Here is a 23,052-nt window from a genome sequence, read left to right as displayed (position 1 = left end):
GAGCCCGAGCCGGAAGCAAAGGCGGAGCCCGAAGCGAAGGCCGAGCCCGAGCCGGAAGCAAAGGCGGAGCCCGAAGCGAAGGCCGAGCCGGAGCCGGAGGCACAGCCCGAGGTGGAGCCCGAGCCCGAGGTCGACGCGAAGCCGGAGGCGGCCCCCGAGCCCGCCCCTGCCGCCGAAGCCTCCCCCTCCGCCGCAGTCGCCGACGGCGAGGACGCCCCGCAGGGGCCACCCGCACCCGACGACGAAAGCCGCACGGGTGGTGCGGGTGGGAACGAATCCCCGGCCGAAGGCGAGGCCGAGGCCGAGGCCGACCCCCCTGCCGAGCCCGCCGCGATGCACCCCACCCTCACCCCCGCCTACAAGGCCGCCACCACAGCCCTCGAGAAGAACGACCTCACCGGCATCCGCGCCAAGGTCTACCTCGTACTCGACCGCTCCGCGTCCATGCGTCCGTACTACAAGGACGGCTCCGCCCAGGCCCTCGGCGAGCAGACCCTCGCCCTCGCCGCCCACCTCGACGCCGATGCCACCGTCCACGTCGTCTTCTTCTCCACCGAACTCGACGGCACCGGTGAGCTGACCCTCACCGACCACGAGAACAAGATCGACGAGCTGCACGCCGGCCTCGGCCGCATGGGCCGTACCAGCTACCACGCCGCCGTCGAGGCGGTCCTCGCGCAGCACGCCGACGAAGCGGCCGGCACCCCCGCCCTGGTGGTCTTCCAGACCGACGGCGCCCCCGACGCCAAGACGCCCGCCACCCAGGCCCTCACCGACGCGGCGAAGAGCCACCCCGCCGTGTTCTTCTCCTTCGTCGCCTTCGGCGAGCACGACAACAAGGCGTTCGACTACCTCCGCAAGCTGAAGGCGGGGAACACCTCCTTCTTCCACGCGGGCCCGACCCCCCGCGAGCTCACGGACCAGGAGCTCTACGAGGGCGTACTGGCCTCCTGGCGCCCGTAGCCGCACCCCTCGCGTCTCACCACGCCCTCAGTCGCCCTCGCCACCCGCACCACCCTTCGGGGGGCGGACGGATCCCCGTCCGCCCCCCGAAACGCGTGTGAGCCGACCCCCACCGGCCCAGTAGGATTTCGACCATGGCGGCCACTGGATCAGAGAAGCAGGGGGCGAAGGCGTACTACGTCTCGACCCCCATCTACTACGTCAACGACGCTCCTCACCTGGGCCACGCCTATACGACCGTCGCAGGCGACGTGCTCACCCGCTGGCATCGCCAGCGCGGCGAGAAGGTGTGGTACCTCACCGGCACGGACGAGCACGGTCAGAAGATCATGCGCACGGCCGAGGCGAACGGGGTCACCCCGCAGGCCTGGGCCGACAAGCTCGTCACCGAGGCCTGGAAGCCCCTGTGGGAGCACCTCGACATCGCGAACGACGACTTCATCCGCACCACGCAGAAGCGGCACACCGACCGCGTCCAGGAGTTCGTGCAGGACCTGTACGACAAGGGCGAGATCTACAAGGGCGGCTACGAGGGCCCGTACTGCGTGGGCTGCGAGGAGTACAAGCTCCCGGGTGAGCTGCTCGACGGCGAGGGCGAGTACGCGGGCCAGAAGCTGTGCCCGATCCACAAGAAGCCGGTGGAGATCCTCAGCGAGGAGAACTACTTCTTCAAGCTGAGCGAGTACAGCGAGAAGCTGCTCGCCCACTACGAGGCCGACCCGGGCTTCATCCAGCCCGAGTCCGCGCGCAACGAGGTCGTGAACTTCGTCCGCCAGGGCCTTCAGGACCTCTCGATCTCCCGCTCGACGTTCGACTGGGGCGTGCCGGTCCCCTGGGACGACAAGCACGTCATCTACGTGTGGGTCGACGCGCTGCTGAACTACGCCACCGCCGTCGGCTACAACGAGAACCCGGAGAAGTTCGAGGCCACCTTCCCCGCCGACGTGCACCTGGTCGGCAAGGACATCCTCCGCTTCCACGCGATCATCTGGCCGGCGATGCTCATGGCGCAGGGCCTCCCCCTCCCCGGGAAGATCGCCGCGAACGGCTGGCTGATGGTCGGCGGCGAGAAGATGAGCAAGTCCAACCTGACCGGCATCAAGCCGCAGGACCTGACCTCGCACTTCGGCGTGGACGCGTACCGCTGGTACTTCCTGCGCGCGATCGCCTTCGGCCAGGACGGCAGCTTCTCCTGGGAGGACTTCTCGGCCCGCTACACCAGCGAGCTGGCCAACGACTACGGCAACCTCGCCTCCCGCGTGGCGGCGATGGTCGGCAAGTACTTCGGCGGCGAACTGCCGGCGTCGGCGGCCGACGGCGACGCCGAGCAGGCGATCCACGACGGCCTGACGAAGGCCGTCACGGAGGCGGACCGCCGCATCGGCGAGGAGCTGGACTTCCAGGGCGGCATCCTGGCGGTGTTCGACTTCGTGAAGCAGGTCAACGGCTACATCACGGAGCAGGAGCCCTGGAAGGTCGCCAAGGACGACTCGCCCGAGGGCAGGGCCCGCCTCGCGACGATCCTCTACACGGCCGCGGAGTCCCTCCGCGCGGTGGCGGTCCTCCTCAACCCGGTCATGCCGGAGACCTCCCAGAAGCTCTGGGACTCCCTCGGCGCGGAAGCCGGCCTCGGCGCCCTCGCCGACCAGAAGGTCCAGGACGCCGGCACCTGGGGCGTCCTGCCCGCCGGCTCCACGGTCACCAAGGGCGCGGTCCTCTTCCCGCGTCTCGAGGAGAAGCCGGCCGCATAGGACGCATCACGCACGTCCAGAGGCCCGGAACGGCTTGCTTCCGGGCCTCCGCGCTGTCGTCCCGACGGGCCGGGGCAGATCCGCCCAACCGGGCCGGTTCAGCTTCCCGACGCGTGTGCCACGAAGTCCGCCCACGCGTGGTGGGTGAGAGCAAGCTGAGGGCCTTCCACGTTCTTGGAGTCACGGACGTGCACCGCGCCAGGCATGGTCGCGACCTCAACGCACTCGTTGCTGTTGCTGCTGTCGCTGTAGCTGTAGCTGCTCTTGAACCACCGCAGCTCCGACCGGTCCTCAACAGACGTTTCGCGGGTCATGTCTCCCCCAGCACTTGCTCGACGAAGGCCAGCGACTCCCCTGGTGAGAGAGCCTGAGATCGGATGATGCCACACCGCAGTTCCATGATCCGAAGATGCTTCAACTCCGTGACGGGACGACTGCCGAAGTCTCCTTCGGCTCGACCAACTGCTGCGGGACACACCGCAGAACATCGCCGACCCGATCATCGAACTCATCGCACAAGGCCTGGGCAAGCACCCGGCCGTACACCTGTGGAGGAAACTGGTGGCCGTGGACCGCTCCTTTTACAAGTCGTTCATCTCCGAGGAAATCCGCGACGAGGGCCGGGCTCAGCGCGCCGCCGAGGACGTCCTGGACATCCTCAACGTGCGCGGCATGGACATCCCGGAAGCGGTCCGGGAACGCGTCACCGGCTGCGACGACCTCGAGATCCTGCGCCACTGGCTCCGGCGTGCCGTCACGGCCCCGACGGCCGAAGACATCTTCGAGGACGAGTGGCCCGGAACCTTGACAGGGTCGACCGACAAGGGCGAGACGGGGCGCGGTCCTCTTCCCGCGTCCCGGGGAGAAGCCGACCGCGTAACACGCTCGCCACAGCAGGGCCCGGGAGACGGCCGCACCTTCTCCCGGGCTCTCCTCTTTGCGAAGATCGTGTGAGAAGCGGCCGACACCCGGCCGTCGTCACCATTCCCGTGGGGGGACCCGTTCCATGGCACTCTTCGGCAACGCGCACACCGTCGACCCGGCCCAGGCACAGCAGGAGTACGCCCGTCTGCTGGGCCACGGCGAGCAGGTACACGCCGCCTTCCTGCTGATCCGCGACACGATACTGTTCACGGACCGCCGCCTGATCATGGTCGACAAGCAGGGGATCACCGGCAAGAAGGTGGAGTACCACTCCGTCCCGTACCGCAGCATCACCCACTTCGCCGTGGAGACCGCCGGCACCTTCGACCTCGACGCCGAACTGAAGATCTGGATCTCGGGCTCCCCGACCCCCATCCAGAAGACCTTCACCAAGGGCGTCGACATCTACGAGGTCCAGGCCATCCTCACCCAGTTCGTCGCCCGCTGACCCGATCGGGTGAACGCCCCTCATATGCCGGACGCATAGGCCATGGGCGCACCAGGCTTGCGCTCATGGTCACAGCCACACACGAGGCCTCCCACCAGCTCTTCCGGAAGCACCCGGAGGCCCTCACGCCCGTCTTCGAAGCACTGGGCCTTCCGCCGCCCGTGAAGACGGACTTCCACGAGCTCTCCGCCGACGTCACCGAGATCCGCCCGATGGAGCGCCGCGCGGACACGGTCCTCATGTTCGAGCCCGACATGGGTGAGCACTTCGTCCTGGCCGTCGAGGCCCAGACGAAGAAGGACCCGGACAAGGCGAACAGCTGGGCGTATTACGTCGCCTACCTGCGCGCGAAGTACGACCTGCCCGTACTGCTGGTCGCGGTCTGCCGAGACCGCTCGACGGCGGCCTGGGCGATGGGCCCGTTCGAGTGCGCTGTGGGCCCTTGGTCGACCCAGGTCACCCGACCGTTCGTCCTGGGCCCGCAGACCGTCCCCGAGGTCACCGACGAGACGGTGGTGGTCCAGCAGCCGGCCCTGGCGGCGCTCTCGGCCATCGTTCACAGCCAGAGCCGGAGGGCAGCGGCCATACTGGAAACGGTCGCCCGCGGGCTCGCGTCCTTCGACCGGGACACCACAAAGTACTGGTTCGAGGTGGTAGAGGTAGGTCTGGAGTCCACTCCGACCAGGAAGAACTGGAGGAAACTGATGGAGAACGCCGTCACCTACTTCCCGGGGCACGGAACGCTCTTCGAGGAGAAGTACCTGGAGGGCAAGGCCGAAGGCGAGGCCACGGGTGAAGCCCGAGGTGAAGCCCGAGGTGAAGCCCGAGGTGAAGCCCGGGGCGAAGCCCGGGGGATCCTGCGCGTACTGGAGGTACGGGGCCTCGCGCTCTCCGACGACATCCGTGAGCGCATCGCCACCTGCACCGACCTCGACCGCCTCAACGACTGGCTCGACCGCTCCGGCACGGTCGAGCGTGCCGAAGACCTCTTCGCCGAGGAGGGCCCGGCGGCCTGACGGCCCGCGTGCACGCGGGAAGGGGCCCGGAACCACCGTCTCGGCGGTTCCGGGCCCCTTCACTGCTGCCGGGGTTACTTCGGCTGCGGCTTGCGCACCGTCAGGTGGAGTTCCTTCAGGCGGGTCTCGTCCAGCTCCGTCGGCGCGCCCATCATCAGGTCCTGGGCGTTGCCGTTGAGCGGGAAGGCGATGGTCTCGCGGATGTTGGGCTCGTCGGCGAGGAGCATGACGATACGGTCGACGCCGGGCGCGATGCCGCCGTGCGGCGGGGCGCCGAAGCGGAACGCACGGAGCATGCCGGCGAACTTCTCCTCGACCGTCTCCCGGTCGTAGCCCGCGATCTCGAACGCCTTGAGCATGATCTCCGGCTCGTGGTTCCGGATCGCGCCGGAGGACAGCTCGACACCGTTGCAGACGATGTCGTACTGCCAGCCCAGGATGTCCAGCGGGTCCTGGGTCTCCAGCGCCTCCAGGCCACCCTGCGGCATCGAGAAGGGGTTGTGGGAGAAGTCGATCGTGCCGCTCTCCTCGTCCTTCTCGTACATCGGGAAGTCGACGATCCAGCAGAAGCGGAAGACGTTCTCCTCGAAGTGTCCGGCGCGCTTGGCGGCCTCGACCCGCACCGCGCCCATGATCTTCGAGACCTCGTCGAACTCGCCCGCGCCGAAGAACACCGCGTGGCCGGGGGCCAGGGAGAGCCGCTTGGTCAGCTCGGCGACGTTCTCCTCGGTGAGGAACTTCGCGATCGGGCCGCTCAGCGCGCCCTCCTCGCCGACGCGTACCCAGGCCAGACCCTTCGCACCCTGGGAGACCGCGTAGTCGCCGAGCTGGTCGAAGAACCTACGGGACTGGGCCGCGACGTCCGGCACCGGCAGCGCACGCACGTGCTTGCCGGCGAACGCCTTGAACTCCGAGCCCTCGAAGATGTCGCTGATGTCGACGAGCTCCAGCTGGGCGCGCAGGTCCGGCTTGTCCGAGCCGTACTTCAGCATCGCCTCGCGGAACGGGATGCGCGGGAACGGCGACGTCACATGACGGCCGTTGCCGAACTCCTCGAACAGCTCCGTCATCAGCTTCTCGATCGGCTGGAAGACGTCCTCCTGCTCGACGAAGCTCATCTCCACGTCGAGCTGGTAGAACTCGCCCGGCGAGCGGTCCGCGCGGGCGTCCTCGTCACGGAAGCAGGGCGCGATCTGGAAGTAGCGGTCGAAGCCGGAGATCATCAGCAGCTGCTTGAACTGCTGCGGCGCCTGCGGCAGCGCGTAGAACCTGCCGGGGTTCAGGCGGGAGGGGACGACGAAGTCGCGGGCGCCCTCGGGAGAGGTGGCGCTCAGGATCGGCGTCGCCATCTCGTTGAAGCCCAGCGCCGTCATCTTGTGGCGGATCGCCGAGATGACCGACGTACGCAGCAGGATGTTGCGGTGCATGCGCTCACGGCGCAGGTCCAGGAAGCGGTACTCCAGGCGCCGCTCCTCGTTGACCCCGTCCTCGGCGTTGATCGTGAAGGGGAGCGGGGCCGCCGCGCCCAGCACCTCCACCGCGCCGACCTCGACCTCGACCTCACCGGTCGGCAGTTCGGCGTTCACGTTCTCCGCGCCGCGCGAGACGACCTGGCCGTCGACGCGGACCACGGTCTCCTTGGACAGCTTGTCCAGCGCCTCGTACGCCTCGGTGCCCGGACGGGCCACGAGCTGCGTGATGCCGTAGTGATCACGCAGATCGATGAAGAGGATGCCGCCCAGGTCGCGCCGATTGTGCAGCCAGCCACTCAGCCGGACGTCGGTGCCGACGTCAGAGGCGCGGAGCTCGCCGCAGGTGTGGGACCTGTACCGATGCATCGTCGTTCATCCAGCCTTCGCGGATCGGGGTCGTTGTTTCACGTGAAACTCCCCCAAGCCTACCGGCCGGGCCAAGATCGCTTCGCTGTCATTACGGGTCGGGCGCAGTGGAACTTTTCAGCCCCATCTTCATAAAGTGGGGGAATGCGCACTGGTGAGCCCCTGCCTGCCCTGGGGGACGTCCTCGCCACACTCGACACCGGTGTGTGGCACTGGGACACCGCTGCCGGGCTGGTCACGGTCGACGCCGTGGCGGCACGGCTGCTCGGACTGCCCGCCCAGGAGGTCACCCTCACGGAGGCGCAGGTCCGGGCACGTCTGCACCCCGTCGACTGGAACGAGATCACCGGAGTGGTCCAGCTCGCCGTCGCCGAGGGCACCCTCGCGGAGGTGCGGATCCGGATCATGGACGAACAGAACCGGGTCGTACGGGTCGTGCGCAGCCGTTCCAAGCCCTCCTTCGACCACGCCCGCAAGGGATATCTCCTGACCGGCTCCCTCCAGGAGGTCGCCGAGCCCACGCCGGGAACGCCCGCCGGGCGCAGCGCGGTCACCGGCGACTGGCGGCGCTCACGGGAGGCGTTCCTGCTGGACGCCGGCCGTGCCCTGGCGGAGGCACGGTCGACGCAGGAGGTGCTGAGAGTCGCTGCCAATCTGTCGATGCCCGGATTCTCACCGGACGGACTGGCCGTGTTCGGGGTGGAGGGCGGCCAGCTCACGATCATCGGCCACCACGGACACGAGCCCGGCGCCGACAACGCGTTCTACATGCCGCTGGACACGGACTACCCCGCCGCCGAGGTGGTGCGCACGGGCCGCGCGGTCTATCTCTCCTCCCCCGAGGAGTACCGGAACCGTTACCCCCTCACCTGGCCGCTCGCCCAGCGCTTCGGACGCCGGTCCTGGGCGTTTCTGCCGCTGACCTCGTCCGGCCGCACGATGGGCGCCTGGCTGGCCGCCTTCGCCTATCCGGTCGCGTTCACTCCCGACGAGCGTTCCGTGCTGACCACGGTGGCCCGGATGCTGGCCCAGGCACTGTCCCGCGCGGGCACCGCCGAGAGCGAGCGGGCGCTGACCGACGGTCTGCAGCGTTCGATGATGCCGAAGCTCGGCCCGGGCATCCCCGGCATGAGCGTCACCGCCCGCTACGTCCCCACCGGCGGTGGCCTCCAGGTCGGCGGTGACTGGTACGACGTGATCCCGCTGCCCGGGGGCACCTCCCCGACACGGCCCGGCGGAGGACGGTTCGCGCTCGTCATCGGCGACGTCCAGGGGCACGACGTACGGGCCGCCGGGCTCATGGGCCAGCTCCGGATAGCCCTGCGGGCGTACGCATCCGAGGGCCACCGACCGGACGCGGTACTGTCCCGCGCCTCCCGCTTCCTGCACGGCATCGGCGAGGCGGACCCGGCCGAGCTGCGCTTCGCGACCTGTCTGTACGCCGAGGTCGACCCCGACAGCGGAGTGCTGGAGGTCGCCCGCGCCGGGCACCCGGACCCGGTGATCCGCACGGCCGACGCGACGGTGCTGACCCGGCCGACGGCGGGCGGGCTGCCCCTGGGCATCGACCCGGACGCCGACTACCCCACCACCCGGCTGATCCTGGATTCCGGCGAGACGCTGATGATCTGCACGGACGGGCTGATCGAGACCGGCGGACACGACCTGGACACCGGCTGGCGCCGGCTGCGCGCCATCCTCGAGGAGCACAAGGGAAACCAGGAGGAACTGGCCGACGCGCTGGTCCAGGCGGTGCACGGCCCGTCCTCCCACCACACCACCGGCCCGCTGATCGACCGCCGGGAGGACGACATCGCCGTACTGCTGCTGTCCCGGCAGGGCGACGGCTGCGGCTGCGGAGCCCGGGACACGGTACGGCCGCCGGTGCGCCGCACGATGCTGACGGTCGCGCAGGCCGAGCCCGAGCAGGTCGCGGTGGCCCGGCACCAACTGCGTCAGCTGCTGCACGACTGGTCCTCGCCGGACCAGGTGGACTCGGCGGTGCTGCTGCTGTCGGAGATCCTCACCAACGTCCTCGTGCACACCGACGCCAATGCTCTGCTGCTCGCCGAGGTCTCCGACGGGGGAGACGGCCGCCGCATCCGCGTCGAGGTCACCGACGCCGGTGGCGATCTGCCGCATCTGCGCAGACCGGGCGAGCTGGCGTCGTCCGGCCGCGGTCTGGTCCTGGTCGAACTTCTCGCCCACACCTGGGGCGTCGACCCGCGCGGCAAGGGAAAGAGCATCTGGTACGAGCTGTACGAGAAGGACGGGGCGGGTCCCGACGGCGCGCCCCCGGTCTGAACACCCGCACCACGCCGGCCCCACCCGGCGCCACGGCTCATCGCCGCGCCGCCCCCTCTCGCACGTCCGCGGTGGTCCGGCGGCGGACGGACGTCGTCGCGTCCGTCCGCGGCCGGTCTCACCGCCGGTTCCGGGCAGGCCGCCCGCAGGGGCACCACTGCTGCCGGCGGCCGGTCAGGCCTCCTGCGGGCCCTTCTCCGACATGCCGTGCACGGCGGGGACCGTGCCGAGCCGGCCCTTCTGGAAGTCCTCGAAGGCCTGCATCAGCTCGTCCTTGGTGTTCATCACGAACGGGCCGTAGTGGGCCATGGGCTCACGGATGGGCTGCCCGCCGAGGAGGACGACCTCCAGGTCCGGCGTGTGTCCGTCCTGCTTCTCGTCCGCGCGGACGGTCAGCGAGGAGCCGGCGCCGAAGACCGCCGTCTGCCCCAGGTGGACCGGCCGCCGCTCGGCGCCGACCGACCCGCGCCCCGCCATGACGTACGCCAGGCCGTTGAACTCCTCCCGCCAGGGCAGGGTGACCTCGGCGCCGGGCGCCAGCGTGGCGTGGACCATCGTGATCGGCGTGTGGGTGATGCCGGGGCCCTCGTGCCCGTCCAGCTCACCGGCGATGACCCGCAGCAGCGCGCCGCCGTCGGGGGAGGTGAGCAGCTGGACGCTGCCGCTGCGGATGTCCTGGTAGCGCGGGGCCATCATCTTGTCCCTGGCGGGCAGGTTCACCCACAGCTGGAGCCCGTGGAAGAGCCCGCCGGACATGACGAGCTGCTCCGGCGGCGCCTCGATGTGCAGCAGACCGCTTCCGGCCGTCATCCACTGGGTGTCACCGTTGGTGATGGTGCCGCCACCGCCGTTGGAGTCCTGGTGGTCGAAGACCCCGTCGATGATGTAGGTGACGGTCTCGAAGCCGCGGTGCGGGTGCCAGGGCGTTCCCTTGGGCTCTCCGGGCGCGTACTCCACTTCACCCATCTGGTCCATCATGATGAACGGGTCGAGATGGCGGTAGTTGATCCCGGCGAACGCGCGGCGCACCGGGAAGCCCTCGCCCTCGAAACCGCCGGGCGCGGTGGTGACGGTGAGCACGGGGCGTGCCACGGCATCGGTGGACGCGGTCACACGGGGCAGCGTCAACGGGTTCTCGACGGTCACTGCAGGCATGTCGGCACCTCCTCGGATACGCCCATTTTAGTTGAGCGTTGAACTTCTTGCCACTCGGAACAGAGAAAGCCCGGAGGGAATTCCCTCCGGGCTCCGCTCCTGGCGTCAAAGGCCAGCCGCCTGCGCAGCGATGGCTTCAGCCATACATCCGGCGCATGGCGAACTCGACCATCTGCTCCACGGCCTTGGCGTCGAAGACCATCCGGTGCTCACCCTCCATGTCGACCACGAAGCCGTAGCCGGTCGGCAGCAGGTCGATCACCTCGGCCCCGGTGATCACGAAGTACTTGGACTCCTTGCCCGCGTACCGCCGCAGTTCCTTGAGCGAGGTGAACATCGGGATCACCGGCTGCTGGGTGTTGTGCAGGGCGAGGAAGCCCGGATTGTCACCGCGCGGGCAGTAGACCTTGGACGTGGCGAAGATCTGCTGGAAGTCCTCGGCCGCCATCTGGCCCGTGGTGAACGCGCGCACGGCGTCGGCGAGCGAGGGCGCGGACGGCTCTGGATACAGCGGTGCCTGCTGTCCGTACCCGCCCGGCATCTGCTGCTGCGGCGGAACGTAACCCGCTTGAGTCCCCGCGCTCTGGTCGTAGCCGTACATGCCGCACAGACTAACGACCCGACGGGAGGGCTGGGTCACAGATGTCCGGATAGGGCTTGCTTCTTATTACCGACGGGTAGCATCATCGTAGCTACTTGTTGGTATGCGTACTAGGTGCGAGGAGTCAGTACCTCGCCGATCTCTCTCTTACGGAGCCGTCGCCATGGGGCACTACAAGTCGAATCTCCGCGACATCGAGTTCAATCTCTTCGAGGTACTCGGGCGCGACAAGCTGTACGGCACGGGCCCGTTCGAGGAGATGGACGTCGAGACCGCGAAGAGCATCCTCGACGAGCTCACCCGCCTCGCGGAGAACGAGCTGGCCGAGTCCTTCACGGACGCCGACCGCAACCCGCCGGTCTTCGACCCGGAGACCAGCACGGCGCCGGTTCCCGCGTCCTTCAAGAAGAGCTACCAGGCCTTCATGGACTCCGAGTACTGGCGTCTGGGCCTGCCCGAGGGCATCGGCGGCACCACCGCCCCGCCGTCGCTGATCTGGGCGTACGCCGAGCTGATCCTGGGCGCGAACCCGGCCGTGTGGATGTACTCCTCCGGTCCGGCCTTCGCCGGGATCCTGCACGACGAGGGCAACGACGTCCAGAAGAAGATCGCGCAGATCGCGGTCGACAGGCAGTGGGGCTCCACCATGGTCCTCACCGAGCCGGACGCCGGCTCGGACGTGGGCGCCGGCCGCACCAAGGCCGTGCAGCAGGAGGACGGCTCCTGGCACGTCGAGGGCGTGAAGCGGTTCATCACCTCCGGTGAGCACGACATGTCGGAGAACATCCTCCACTACGTGCTGGCCCGTCCCGAGGGCGCCGGTCCCGGCACCAAGGGCCTGTCCCTCTTCCTCGTCCCGAAGTTCCTCTTCGACTTCGAGACCGGTGAACTGGGCGAGCGCAACGGCGTGTACGCCACGAACGTCGAGCACAAGATGGGCCTGAAGGCCTCCAACACCTGCGAGATGACCTTCGGCGACCAGCACCCCGCCAAGGGCTGGCTGATCGGCGACAAGCACGACGGCATCCGCCAGATGTTCCGCATCATCGAGTTCGCCCGGATGATGGTCGGCACGAAGGCGATCTCCACGCTCTCGACGGGCTACCTGAACGCGCTGGAGTACGCCAAGGAGCGCGTCCAGGGCCCCGACCTGGCGAACTTCATGGACAAGGCCGCCCCGAAGGTCACCATCACCCACCACCCCGACGTGCGCCGCTCGCTGATGACGCAGAAGGCGTACGCGGAGGGCATGCGCGCCCTCGTCCTGCACACCGCGTCCGTCCAGGACACCATCGCGGTGAAGGAGGCGGCGGGCGAGGACGTCTCCGCCGAGCACGCGCTCAACGACCTGCTCCTGCCCATCGTCAAGGGCTACGGCTCCGAGAAGGGCTACGAGCAGCTCGCCCAGTCGCTGCAGACCTTCGGCGGCTCCGGCTTCCTGCAGGAGTACCCGATCGAGCAGTACATCCGGGACTCCAAGATCGACACCCTGTACGAGGGCACCACCGCCATCCAGGGCCAGGACTTCTTCTTCCGGAAGATCGTCCGCAACCAGGGCGCCGCCCTGAACTCGCTCGCCGAGGACATCAAGAAGTTCCTGGCGGTCGGTGAGGGCGGCGAGGAACTGGCGGGCGCCCGCGAGCAGCTGGCCAAGGCCGCCGTCGAGCTGGAGGCCCTCGTCGGCCTGATGCTCACCGACCTCGCGGCCACCGAGCAGGACGTCAAGAACATCTACAAGGTGGGCCTGAACACCACCCGCCTGCTGATGGCCTCCGGCGACGTGGTCGTCGGCTACCTGCTGCTCAGGGGTGCGGCGGTCGCCGCCGAGAAGCTCCCGGCCGCCTCCGCGAAGGACAAGGCCTTCTACACCGGCAAGATCGCCGCGGCGAGGTTCTTCGCGGCCAACGTCCTGCCGGGCGTCACCCAGGCCCGCAAGATCGCCGAGGGCGTCGACCTGGACCTGATGGAGCTGGACGAGGCGGCGTTCTAGGACGACCCCGTACAGACGGTACGGCCGGGCCGTACCGGCGTGCACGAGGGCCCGCTCCCGCACAGGTGAGCGGGCCCTCGCTCTCGTTATGGTGAACCCATGAGCGAACCCCCCCGCTTCGATCGCGGTCACACCGACGACCTCATGTCCTTCCTGGCGGCGAGCCCCACGCCGTACCACGCCGTGGCGAACGCCGCCGAGCGGCTGGAGAAGGCGGGCTTCCGGCAGGTCGCGGAGACGGACGCCTGGGACGGGACGGCCGGCGGCACGTACGTGCTGCGCGGCGGCGCGATCATCGCCTGGTACGTCCCCGAGGGTGCCGCCCCCCACACCCCCTTCCGCATCGTCGGCGCCCACACCGACTCCCCCACCCTGCGGGTGAAGCCCCGGCCCGACAGCGGGGCGCACGGCTGGCGTCAGGTCGCCGTGGAGATCTACGGCGGTCCGCTGCTCAACTCCTGGCTCGACCGGGACCTGGGCATGGCCGGCCGGCTGTCCCTGCGCGACGGCTCCACCCACCTGGTGAACGTCGACCGCCCGCTGCTGCGCGTGCCCCAGCTCGCCATCCACCTGGACCGCGCGGTGAACTCCGACGGCCTCAAGCTCGACAAGCAGCGGCACATGCAGCCGGTCTGGGGCATGGGCGACGAGATCCGCGACGGCGACCTCATCGCCTTCCTGGAGGAGACCGCCGGCCTCCCCTCCGGTGAGGTCACCGGCTGGGACCTGATGGTCCACCCCGTCGAACCGCCGGCCTACCTGGGCCGCGACCGCGAGCTGGTGGCGGGTCCGCGCATGGACAACCTGCTCTCCGTGCACGCCGGTACGGCCGCGCTGGCGGCGGTGGCCGGACAGGGTTCCACCCTGTCCTACATCCCCGTCCTCGCCGCGTTCGACCACGAGGAGAACGGCTCCCAGTCCGACACCGGAGCGGACGGCCCGCTGCTCGGCGGTGTCCTGGAGCGCTCGGTGTTCGCGCGCGGCGGCTCGTACGAGGACCGGGCCCGTGCCTTCGCCGGCACCGTCTGCCTGTCCTCCGACACCGGCCACGCCGTCCACCCCAACTACGCGGAGCGGCACGACCCGACGCACCACCCCCGCGTCGACGGCGGCCCCATCCTCAAGGTCAACGTCAACAACCGCTACGCGACGGACGGTTCGGGCCGGGCGGTGTTCGCGGCGGCCTGCGAGAAGGCGGACATCCCCTTCCAGTCCTTCGTCTCCAACAACGCGATGCCCTGCGGCACCACGATCGGCCCGATCACCGCGGCCCGGCACGGCATCCGCACCGTCGACATCGGCGTGGCCATCCTGTCGATGCACAGCGCCCGTGAACTGTGCGGCGCCGAGGACCCGTTCCTGCTGGCGAACGCGCTCGTGGCGTTCCTTGAGGGTTAGTCAACCGCCCCTGACCCCGGGGCGCATGGCCGCCGCCCGTCCGGGTACCCGGTGCGCACCGGAGACACCGGACAGGGAGGCGACACCTATGGGCCTCGGCGGATGCATCATCCTCATCGCCGTGGGAGCAATCCTCACGTTCGCGACCGACTGGGACATGCAGGGTGTCAACCTTGACCTGGTCGGCATCATCTTCATGATCGTCGGTCTGATCGGCGTCGCGACCTTCAGCAGCATCGCCCGGCGTCGGCGGGTCGTCGTACCACCCGCCACCCCGGTCGTCGACGACACCACCCGCCCCCGCACCCGCGACGGCTACAGCGACGGCTACGGGGTCTGACCGGGGCGGCCGGACACACGAGGGCGCGGGAGAGCGACGTCTCTCCCGCGCCCTGTGCGATCCCGGCCGCGTTTTTCCGGCCCCGCCCGGCGCCCTTTCCGGTCGCGCCCGGCCTTCAGCGCATGGCCGCCTCGCGCTCACCCCCCGTCAGAGGAAGCCCCTGGGAACTCACCCAGGACGCTCCCGATTTCCGGGCCGGCTTCCGCCCCTCCGGCCGGCCGCGCCGTCGCCCCGGTCGGGAGCGGTCCGCGCCGGGCGTCGACCGGATGTCCCCAACCGGCCGGGGCCGGCACCCGCCGCGGCGCGGCAGGTGTCCGGTCCGGGTGACGGGGCTCGGCCCGTCGGGCTAGCCGCCGGGTTGCCGGGGCGGGGCCGGGGAAGTCCTCGTGGCATGAGATTTCTCGTGCGGGACCGGATTCTGGGGATCGGGGACGACTACTGGATCGAGGACGACCGGGGCAACAAGGTCTTCCTCGTCGACGGCAAGGCCATGCGGCTGCGGGACACCTTCGAGCTGAAGGACGCCGGGGGACGAGTCCTCATCGACATCCGGCAGAAGATGTTCGCCTTGCGGGACACGATGGTGATCGAACGGGACGGCGAGCCGCTCGCCACGGTCCGGCGCAAGCGGCTGTCGCTGCTGCGCAACCACTACCGGGTGGCCCTGGCGGACGGCGGCACCGAACTGGACGTCAGCGGCCGGATCCTCGACCGGGAGTTCGCCGTCGAGTACGACGGCGAGCTGCTCGCCGTCATCTCACGGCGCCTGCTGACCATCCGGGACACGTACGGCATCGACGTCGTACGGGACGACGCGGACCCGGCGCTGCTGATCGCGGTGGCGGTGTGTGTGATCCACCTCGGGGAGAAGGAGCGGGAGGACGGCTAGGGACCCGAGTCGGGGACGTGCCCTCCTCCCGCCGCCCTCCCCCCTGTCCTCCTCCGCGCGAGGAGTCGCCGCACCGGGGCGCTACGGCCGGGGTCCGGGGCGTTCCAGGCCCAGGACGCGGTCCTTCAGGGCGGGGAAGCGTTCGCGGGTGTCCGCCACCGTGGCCGGGTCGAACTCGACCATCAGGACCTCCTCGCCGGGGCCCGCCTCCGCCAGCACCTCGCCCCAGGGATCCACCACGATCGAGTGACCCGCCTGCGGAACTCCGGCGTGGGTCCCGGCCGTTCCACACGCGAGGACGAACGCCTGGTTCTCCACGGCCCGTGCCCGCGCCAGCAGCGTCCAGTGGGACCGGCGGCGCTCCGGCCAGCCCGCCGGGACGACGAGCGTCTCGGCGCCGGCGTCGACGAGACCGCGGAAGAGTTCGGGGAAGCGGAGGTCGTAGCAGGTGGCCACACCGAGCACGGTGTGCGGAAGGCGGACGGTCACCAGTGCGTCGCCCGCCCCCATCAGCACGGCCTCGCCCTTGTCGAAGCCGAACCGGTGGATCTTGCGGTACGCGGCGGCCAGGTCACCGGAGGGGGAGAAGACGAGCGAGGTGTTGTAGAGGGGACCGGCCGGGTCCCGCTCCGGGACCGAGCCCGCGTGCAGCCACACCCCCGCCTCGCTCGCGGCCTTGGCCATCGCCTCGTACGTCGGCCCCTCGAGCGGCTCCGCCTCGCCGGCGAACTCCTCGTAGGCGAAGGCGCCCGTGGTCCACAGCTCCGGAAGCACGACAAGATCCGCTCCGGCCTGATCCCGTACCATCGCGGCAACCCGGAGCCGACGCGATTCGACCGATTCGCCCTCGTTCACGGCGACTTGAAGCAAGGAAGCGCGCACACTACCACCGTCCTGGCATTCGACCCGCGCACACGGGCCTACGATCGTCACACGAAAGCACTGCAGGGGTGCCTCTCAGCAGCGTAACTTGGGGGTCCCCCCTGTTCGAGCGAAGCCGAGAACCGGGGGAGACCCGAGACACCCACGCAGTGCAGCCACCGCCCACTGGCACCGCCGCCACAACCTGCCCGTGTACCGACCGCCGAGGGGTCCCGTTCCGTGAGCCTGCATCCCACCCTCCAGCCCTACGCCGACGCCTGGACCCACTCGATCGAGGCGATATCCGAGCTGGTGCAGCCGCTCCCGGAGGCCGACTGGAACCGGCGGACGCCGTGCCCGGGCTGGTCGGTCCGTGACGTCGTCTCGCACGTCATCGGCCTGGACTCCGAGATGTACGGCGACCCCCGCCCCATCCACACCCTGCCGCGCGACCTCTACCACGTCACCAACGACCACCAGCGGTACATGGAGATGCAGGTCGACGTGCGCCGCCACCACACGGCGCCGGAGATGACCTCCGAGCTGGAGCTCTCGATCATCCGCCGCAACCGGCAGCTGCGGAACGAGACGCGCCTGCCCGACACCAAGGTGCGCGGCCCGCTGGGCACGGAGCTGACGCTGGAGGAGTCCATGCGCCGGCACGCGTTCGACGTGTGGGCGCACGAGCAGGACCTGCGCACGGCCCTCGGCCGGCCCGGCAACCTCGACTCCCCCGGCGCGCACATCGCCCGCGACGTACTGCTCGCCGAACTGCCGCGGGTGGTCGCCGAGCAGGCGCAGGCGCCGCGCAGTTCCGCCGTGGTCATCGACGTCCACGGTCCGGTGGAGTTCCTGCGCACGATCCGCGTCGACATCCAGGGCCGCGGCACCCTGGAAACAGCCCCGGCGCTGGGCCCCGCCGCCACCCTCGTCCTCGACTGGGAGACCTATCTCCGGCTGGCCTGCGGCCGCACGACCCCCGAGGCGGCGGCCGACCGGGTGAAGACGGAGGGCGACCTGGATCTGGCGGCCGCGATCCTGAAGCACTTCGCGGTCACGCCGTAGCCGCGCATCCGCGGGCGCTCGTGCATCCGCGGACAATCGTGCCCCCCTCAGCGCCTCGAAGGCCTGGGAGGTGCCCCCAGGGCGGCACGGGCGGGCGCCGGCCGCGCGACCCGCCCCCGCCCGGCGTCCGCCCCCGTCACCTACACGGGCACGTGCACGGAAGCGACCCGGGACGCGACCAACCGCTCCCGCTCCCTGCGCACCGCCCGCCTCCGCAACCGGAGGATCTGCGAGACCCCCAGCGCCTGGAGCACGAACACGGACGAGAAGGCGACGGAGTAGTCGTCACCGGTCGCGTCCAGCAGCACCCCGATCGCGAACAACGTCGTCATGGAGGCGACGAAACCCCCCATGTTCGTGATCCCCGACGCCGTACCCTGCCGCTCCGGCGGATTCGCCGGCCGTGCGAAGTCGAACCCCAGCATCGACGCCGGCCCGCAGGCCCCCAGCACCGTGCACAGCACCACCAGCAGCCACATCGGCGCGGTGTCCGCCGGATAGGCCAGCGTCGCGGCCCACAGCAGCGCGGTCGCACCGACCGTCCCCAGCGCCAGCGGCAGCCTCGCCCCGTGGTGCCGGGCGACGACCTGACCGTAGACCAGCCCGACGGCCATGTTGGAGAGCACCACCAGCGTCAGCAGTTCACCGGCGACCGCCCGCGACAGCCCCTGCGCCTCGACCAGGAACGGCATGCCCCACAGCAGCAGGAACACCATCGCCGGGAACTGGGTGGTGAAGTGCACCCACAGTCCGAGCCGGGTCCCCGGCTCCCGCCAGGACGCGGTGATCTGACGCCGTACATAGGCGACGCCCCGGTGCGGGACGGGCTCCGGTTCCTGCCCCTCGGGATGGTCCCTGAGGAACAGCACCAGCAGCACGAGGACCACGACCCCCGCGAGCGCGCTGCCCGCGAACGCCGCCGTCCAGCCGACGCCGTGCAGCAGCCGGGAGAGCATCAGTGTGGAGACGAGGTTGCCCGCCATGCCGACCAGCCCGGCCATCTGCGCGACCAGCGGCCCGCGCCGGGCCGGGAACCACCGGGTGCCCAGCCGCAGCACGCTGATGAACGTCATCGCGTCACCGCAGCCGAGCAGCGCCCGCGAGGCGAGCGCCATGCCGTACGAGGGGGAGAGCGCGAAGCCGAGCTGCCCGGCCGTGAACAGCACGACGCCGATGCCCAGCACCTTCTTGGTGCCGAGCCGGTCGACCCGCAGCCCGACGGGTATCTGCATGCCCGCGTAGACGAGCAGTTGGAGGATGGAGAAGGTGGACAGGGCGGAGGCGTTGACGTCGAAACGGTCGGCGGCGTCGAGCCCGGCCACCCCCAGGGACGTACGGAAGATGACGGCGACGAAGTAGACGGAGACGCCGACCCCCCACACGGCGAGGGCGCGCCGGCCGCCTGGGGGTGCCCCCACCGGGGTGGGATTCCCGGGCAGTGCGCGGCTCATCGCACCTCACCCCTGGCCAGGTGGGAGAACCAGCCGACATGCCGGCTGACCACACCGACGGCCGCCTCCGCGTCGCCCGAGCGCAGCGCCCGGAGGATCTCCTCGTGTTCGGCGAGGGTCTTGGCGATGCGGTCGGGGTGGGAGTGCATCACGGCGACGCCCATCCGCAGCTGGCGGTCGCGGAGCTGGTCGTAGAGGCGGGAGAGGATCTCGTTGCCGCCGCTGCGGACGATCTCGGCGTGGAAGCAGCGGTCGGTGACGGAGGCTGCGGCGTAGTCACCGGCCGCTGCCTGCTCCCGCTGCCGGGCGAGCAGTCGCTCCAGCCGCTCGATGAGGCCGGGCGGCGCGGGTACGGCCTTCCTGGCGGCGTGCTCCTCGACCAGCAGCCGGGTCTCCACGACGTCGGCGATCTCCTGCGCGGAGACGGGCAGGACGAGGGCGCCCTTCTTCGGGTAGAGCTTGATCAGCCCCTCCGCCTCCAGCCGCAGCAGCGCCTCGCGCACGGGCGTCCGCGAGACCCCGGCGGCCTCGGCCAGCTCGCCCTCCGTGAGCAGCGTGCCGCCCTCGTAACGGCGGTCCAGTACGCCTTGCTTGACGTGGCCGTAGACGCGCTCGGCGGCGGGTGGTTGCTTCGCGGGGGTCGGGCTGGCCATGCGGACAGGATAGATACAACACGTACGCGTGGAAGCGTACGTCCACGATGCGGGACCGGACTCCGCGGAAAGTCACCCCGTCTCCCGCACAACCATCCGTTCCGCGCACGAGTCAGATATGTGCGGCGCCTGACGTGTGGCCGCACCTCAACTCGGCCGCACCACAAGGCCATTCATGACATTCGGGGTATCTGACTTGAAAATCGGCATTCAGGGTATCCGCATCCGCAGAGCCGTGGGCGTCGCCGTGACCACCGGCGCGATGCTCTCGACCGGAGCCCTCTACGCAGCGCCCGCCCAGGCCGCACCCGTACAGGCTCCCGTACAGGCCGCCGCCGTGCCCGCGATCGTCGCCAAGGGCGGCTACGTGATGAACAACGCGAACGGCAGGACGCTCTACACGAAGGGCGGCGACACGCGCCGCTCGACCGGCTCGACGACGAAGATCATGACCGCGAAGGTCGTGCTCGCGCAGAAGAACCTGAACCTCAACTCCACCGTCACCATCCAGAAGGCGTACAGCGACTACATCGTGTCGAGGACCGCCTCGTCCGCACGGCTGATCGTCGGCGACAAGGTCACCGTGCGCCAGCTGCTGTACGGGCTGATGCTGCCGTCCGGCTGCGACGCGGCGTACGCGCTGGCCGACAAGTTCGGCACGGGCACGACCCGGTCGGCGCGGGTGAAGTCGTTCATCGGCAAGATGAACGCGGACGCGAAGAGACTGGGCCTGAAGAACACCCACTTCGACTCGTTCGACGGCATCGGGAACGGCAAGAACTACTCCACGCCCCGCGATCTGACGAAGATCGCCAGCAGCGCGATGAAGAACGCCACGTTCCGCGCCATCGTCAAGACGAAGAAGTACACGGCGAAGACGCGGACGAAGTCGGGCGGCACCCGCACGATGGCGCCGTGGACCAACACGAACACGCTGCTCAGCAGCTACAGCGGCACGATCGGCGTGAAGACCGGCTCGGGCTCCACGTCCAAGTACTGCCTGGTCTTCGCGGCCACCCGCAACGGCAAGACGGTCATCGGCACGGTCCTCGCCTCCTCCTCCGCCGCCCAGCGCGAGAAGGACGCGAAGAAGCTCCTGGGCTACGGCTTCGGCAAGATCTGACGCACGAACGCGACACGACGGGGCCCACCCGCACGGGTGGGCCCCGTCTGCTGCCCGGTGCGCGCACCCCGCGCCGGTATCCGCCGTATACGTTCCCGTCAGCCGGCACAGCCCGTTCCGGTCGGTTTCTCTCGCGATGGTGAACATCATCGAACCAGCTGGCATATGCGTTCCGCCCCGCTCTACGTTCCGCAGCGGAGGTGGTTCACATGAACGAACCCAGCAAACGGCAGAACTCCGCCGAGCGGCACGAAGCGATCGACGTCAGCGACTTCGTCTACGCGGCGACCGGCGCCCGGGTGCGGAGGCTGACGACGCCGGACGGGAAGCACTGGTTCCCGGCGGTGGACGTCTGCAAGGAACTCGGCCACACCAACTCTCGCAAGGCTCTCGCAGACCATGTTCCCGACGAGCACCGAGAAATGCTCGAGACCGTAACTGGAGGTTACGGTCTCAGCGTTCCCGCAGGTCGAGGGTGGCGTCGAGACTTGCACGTCATCTCTCTCCAAGGTCTCGTCCTGCTCGTCAACGCCTGTACCAAACCGGCCTGCGCCCCCTTCAGGCAGTGGGTCGCGGAAGTGATCGAGACCGTTCAGCGTGAGGGCTCCTACTCCCTCGACGAGGCCGAGGTGCAGCCCGTCGGACCCGGGGCGCCCATCGCCTACGCCATGCCGGAGCAGGTCGCGGAGGCCATCGTCCGGCTGGAGGCGCACAACCTCCAGCTGGACGAGGAGCTCGCCGGCGGACAGCGCGAGTCGATCGCTTTGCAGAAGGAGACGGTGAAGATGCAGAGGGAGCTGCTGGTCACCCAGCAGGCCACCCTCGCCGTACAGCAGGCCATGGTCCGGGCGATGGAACGGATCGCGGACCGGTTCGACGGCCTCGTCCTCGAACGTCGTCCGGTCAGGGGGCACCTCACCACGCTGCCCACCACGGAATCGGTACTGGCCGGCTGGCGGGAGCGGCTGTCCGTGACCGAGGACGTGTGGGCGGTGGCCGTGGCCATCGCTCCCGTGCTCGTCGAGGAGGGTGAACTGCGCGAGCCGCTGGAGTCGATCGCCGCTCGTACAGGGCTGTCCGCGCGCCGCGTCAACGACTGCCTCCGGCTGCTGCGCAAGCACGCCTGCATCCGCTCGCGGGGCGGATCCGGGGACGGGGCTCCGGTGTACGTGCTCCATCGGGCCTGAGCGGGCCGGAACAGCAGGAGGGGCGTCGCAATCCGAAGTTGCGGCGCCCCTCCTGGCTCATGAACCTAGTGGTTCGCGGGCGTCATGCCCAGCTGATCAGCCGTTTCGGCTGTTCCAGGACCGCGGCCACGTCGGCCAGGACCTTGGAGCCCAGTTCGCCGTCGACCAGGCGGTGGTCGAAGGAGAGGGCCAGGGTGGTGACCTGGCGGGGCTTGACCTTGCCCTTGTGGACCCACGGCTGGAGCTTGATCGCGCCGACCGCGAGGATCGCGGACTCGCCCTGGTTGAGGATCGGCGTGCCGGTGTCGACGCCGAAGACGCCGACGTTGGTGATCGTGACCGTGCCCGCCTGCATGGCGGCGGGTGAGGTCTTGCCCTCGCGGGCCGTGGACACCAGTTCGCCCAGGGACCCGGCCAGTTGCGGCAGCGTCTTGGCGTGGGCGTCCTTGATGTTCGGGACGATCAGACCGCGCGGGGTGGCCGCCGCGATGCCCAGGTTGACGTAGTGCTTGACCACGATCTCCTGGGCCGCCTCGTCCCACGACGCGTTGACGTCGGGGTTGCGCCTGATCGCGACCAGCAGGGCCTTGGCGATCAGCAGAAGGGGGTTCACGCGCAGGCCCGCGAACTCCTTGTCCTGCTTGAGCTCCTCGACCAGCTTCATCGTGCGCGTCACGTCCACCGTCACGAACTCCGTGACATGCGGCGCCGTGAACGCCGAGCCGACCATCGCCGCCGCCGTCGCCTTGCGCACCCCCTTGACGGGGATACGGGTCTCGCGGGCGGTGTCGTACGACACCGGGGCGGCGGGCGCGGGTGCGGCGGCCGCTACGGCTGCCGGGGCGGTCTCCCGCGGAGCCGGAGGCGCCACCGCCGCGTGGACGTCCTCACGGGTGATGATGCCGTCCGGGCCGGTCGGGGTGACCGTGGCCAGGTCGACACCCAGGTCCTTCGCCAGTTTGCGCACCGGCGGCTTCGCCAGCGGGCGCTCCCCGGGAACGGCGGGGCCCGCGGGGGCACCGTGGCCGTTCAGTTCCGCCTGGACGGCCACCGCCGCCTGTTCGGCGGCGGCGTCCGGGGCCGGCGTCCTGCGGG

The 23,052-nt window shown here is 69.8% G+C and carries 20 protein-coding genes and 2 pseudogenes; 13 read left to right on the top strand and 9 right to left on the bottom strand.

Annotation, left to right across the window (positions count from 1 at the left end; translation table 11 throughout):
* Together B9S61_RS42325 and metG are read left to right on the top strand one after the other, a co-directional pair.
* A partial coding sequence (locus tag B9S61_RS42325; RefSeq protein WP_258039663.1) for a VWA domain-containing protein occupies nucleotides 1-963 on the top strand: 963 nt, incomplete at its 5' end.
* 134 nt (nucleotides 964-1,097) lie between these two features.
* A complete protein-coding gene (gene metG / locus B9S61_RS15230) occupies nucleotides 1,098-2,714 on the top strand; it encodes a methionine--tRNA ligase (protein WP_103542748.1) in 1,617 nt (538 codons plus the stop codon).
* Between the two features lie 98 nt (nucleotides 2,715-2,812).
* On the opposite strand, the gene B9S61_RS15225 is transcribed toward metG, so the two are convergent.
* On the bottom strand, nucleotides 2,813-3,028 hold the full coding sequence (locus B9S61_RS15225) for a DUF397 domain-containing protein (RefSeq protein WP_103542747.1): 216 nt from the start codon (nucleotides 3,026-3,028) through the stop codon (nucleotides 2,813-2,815).
* Nucleotides 3,025-3,183 (bottom strand): annotated as a pseudogene (locus B9S61_RS42320) (transcriptional regulator); the annotation flags it as partial. The gene B9S61_RS15225 and the pseudogene B9S61_RS42320, both read right to left, overlap by 4 nt.
* Here B9S61_RS42320 and B9S61_RS42315 point away from each other — a divergent pair.
* From B9S61_RS42315 to B9S61_RS15205, 3 genes and pseudogenes are all read left to right on the top strand, one after another.
* A pseudogene (locus tag B9S61_RS42315) lies at nucleotides 3,177-3,506 on the top strand (hypothetical protein); the annotation flags it as partial. The pseudogenes B9S61_RS42320 and B9S61_RS42315 sit on opposite strands and share 7 nt — an antisense overlap.
* 214 nt (nucleotides 3,507-3,720) lie before the next feature.
* Entirely contained in the window at nucleotides 3,721-4,086 is a 366-nt protein-coding gene (locus B9S61_RS15210; RefSeq protein WP_103542745.1) for a PH domain-containing protein, read from the top strand.
* A gap of 65 nt (nucleotides 4,087-4,151) precedes the next feature.
* Nucleotides 4,152-5,102 (top strand): hypothetical protein, encoded by a 951-nt coding sequence (locus B9S61_RS15205; RefSeq protein WP_103542744.1) that lies wholly within the window; start codon nucleotides 4,152-4,154, stop codon nucleotides 5,100-5,102.
* A 74-nt stretch (nucleotides 5,103-5,176) separates the two neighbouring features.
* Here the strand turns inward: B9S61_RS15205 and aspS are convergent, their stop codons facing one another.
* On the bottom strand, nucleotides 5,177-6,940 hold the full coding sequence (gene aspS, locus B9S61_RS15200; RefSeq protein WP_103542743.1) for an aspartate--tRNA ligase: 1,764 nt from the start codon (nucleotides 6,938-6,940) through the stop codon (nucleotides 5,177-5,179).
* A 144-nt stretch (nucleotides 6,941-7,084) separates the two neighbouring features.
* Here aspS and B9S61_RS15195 point away from each other — a divergent pair, with 144 nt between their 5' ends.
* Complete coding sequence (locus B9S61_RS15195; protein WP_103542742.1) at nucleotides 7,085-9,244, top strand: SpoIIE family protein phosphatase; 2,160 nt, start codon at nucleotides 7,085-7,087, stop codon at nucleotides 9,242-9,244.
* A 174-nt stretch (nucleotides 9,245-9,418) separates the two neighbouring features.
* Here the strand turns inward: B9S61_RS15195 and B9S61_RS15190 are convergent, their stop codons facing one another.
* Together B9S61_RS15190 and B9S61_RS15185 are read right to left on the bottom strand one after the other, a co-directional pair.
* Complete coding sequence (locus B9S61_RS15190) at nucleotides 9,419-10,399, bottom strand: pirin family protein (protein WP_103542741.1); 981 nt, start codon at nucleotides 10,397-10,399, stop codon at nucleotides 9,419-9,421.
* A 136-nt stretch (nucleotides 10,400-10,535) separates the two neighbouring features.
* The gene (locus B9S61_RS15185; RefSeq protein ID WP_103542740.1) at nucleotides 10,536-11,000 is read right to left on the bottom strand and encodes an SseB family protein; all 465 of its coding nucleotides are present in this window, start codon (nucleotides 10,998-11,000) and stop codon (nucleotides 10,536-10,538) included.
* 163 nt (nucleotides 11,001-11,163) lie between these two features.
* Here B9S61_RS15185 and B9S61_RS15180 point away from each other — a divergent pair, with 163 nt between their 5' ends.
* The 4 genes from B9S61_RS15180 to B9S61_RS15165 all read left to right on the top strand — a co-directional run bounded on the left by B9S61_RS15180 (nucleotide 11,164) and on the right by B9S61_RS15165 (nucleotide 15,617).
* A complete protein-coding gene (locus B9S61_RS15180; RefSeq protein ID WP_103542739.1) occupies nucleotides 11,164-12,990 on the top strand; it encodes an acyl-CoA dehydrogenase in 1,827 nt (608 codons plus the stop codon).
* A gap of 99 nt (nucleotides 12,991-13,089) precedes the next feature.
* Complete coding sequence (locus B9S61_RS15175) at nucleotides 13,090-14,388, top strand: M18 family aminopeptidase (protein WP_103542738.1); 1,299 nt, start codon at nucleotides 13,090-13,092, stop codon at nucleotides 14,386-14,388.
* A gap of 88 nt (nucleotides 14,389-14,476) precedes the next feature.
* Entirely contained in the window at nucleotides 14,477-14,728 is a 252-nt protein-coding gene (locus B9S61_RS15170) for a DUF6458 family protein (protein WP_103542737.1), read from the top strand.
* A gap of 391 nt (nucleotides 14,729-15,119) precedes the next feature.
* On the top strand, nucleotides 15,120-15,617 hold the full coding sequence (locus B9S61_RS15165; RefSeq protein WP_103542736.1) for an LURP-one-related/scramblase family protein: 498 nt from the start codon (nucleotides 15,120-15,122) through the stop codon (nucleotides 15,615-15,617).
* Between the two features lie 81 nt (nucleotides 15,618-15,698).
* Here B9S61_RS15165 and B9S61_RS15160 read toward each other — a convergent pair whose 3' ends face one another.
* Nucleotides 15,699-16,499: a carbon-nitrogen family hydrolase gene (locus tag B9S61_RS15160; RefSeq protein ID WP_103542735.1), complete on the bottom strand. Its 801-nt coding sequence runs from the start codon at nucleotides 16,497-16,499 to the stop codon at nucleotides 15,699-15,701.
* Between the two features lie 219 nt (nucleotides 16,500-16,718).
* Between B9S61_RS15160 and B9S61_RS15155 the strand changes: the two genes are divergently transcribed.
* Nucleotides 16,719-17,543 carry a maleylpyruvate isomerase family mycothiol-dependent enzyme gene (locus tag B9S61_RS15155; protein ID WP_103542734.1) on the top strand — a complete coding sequence of 275 codons (825 nt, stop codon included), beginning with the start codon at nucleotides 16,719-16,721 and terminating at the stop codon, nucleotides 17,541-17,543.
* 140 nt (nucleotides 17,544-17,683) lie between these two features.
* On the opposite strand, the gene B9S61_RS15150 is transcribed toward B9S61_RS15155, so the two are convergent.
* Nucleotides 17,684-18,994 carry a nitrate/nitrite transporter gene (locus B9S61_RS15150; RefSeq protein WP_103542733.1) on the bottom strand — a complete coding sequence of 437 codons (1,311 nt, stop codon included), beginning with the start codon at nucleotides 18,992-18,994 and terminating at the stop codon, nucleotides 17,684-17,686.
* Nucleotides 18,991-19,647 (bottom strand): GntR family transcriptional regulator, encoded by a 657-nt coding sequence (locus B9S61_RS15145; RefSeq protein ID WP_103542732.1) that lies wholly within the window; start codon nucleotides 19,645-19,647, stop codon nucleotides 18,991-18,993. The genes B9S61_RS15150 and B9S61_RS15145 overlap by 4 nt, the downstream gene beginning before the upstream one ends.
* A gap of 196 nt (nucleotides 19,648-19,843) precedes the next feature.
* Between B9S61_RS15145 and B9S61_RS15140 the strand changes: the two genes are divergently transcribed.
* The gene (locus B9S61_RS15140) at nucleotides 19,844-20,770 is read left to right on the top strand and encodes a D-alanyl-D-alanine carboxypeptidase family protein (protein WP_181007376.1); all 927 of its coding nucleotides are present in this window, start codon (nucleotides 19,844-19,846) and stop codon (nucleotides 20,768-20,770) included.
* A 209-nt stretch (nucleotides 20,771-20,979) separates the two neighbouring features.
* Nucleotides 20,980-21,957, top strand: coding sequence for a Bro-N domain-containing protein (locus B9S61_RS15135; RefSeq protein ID WP_103542730.1), 978 nt, complete (start codon nucleotides 20,980-20,982; stop codon nucleotides 21,955-21,957).
* An 82-nt stretch (nucleotides 21,958-22,039) separates the two neighbouring features.
* On the opposite strand, the gene B9S61_RS15130 is transcribed toward B9S61_RS15135, so the two are convergent.
* The coding region (locus tag B9S61_RS15130; RefSeq protein ID WP_103542729.1) for a dihydrolipoamide acetyltransferase family protein at nucleotides 22,040-23,052 on the bottom strand (1,013 nt) is incomplete at its 5' end.

The organism is Streptomyces sp. SM1, from assembly GCF_002910825.1.
In the GTDB taxonomy this organism is placed as follows: domain Bacteria; phylum Actinomycetota; class Actinomycetes; order Streptomycetales; family Streptomycetaceae; genus Streptomyces; species Streptomyces okerensis.
This window is presented reverse-complemented; position numbering and strand designations above follow the sequence as displayed.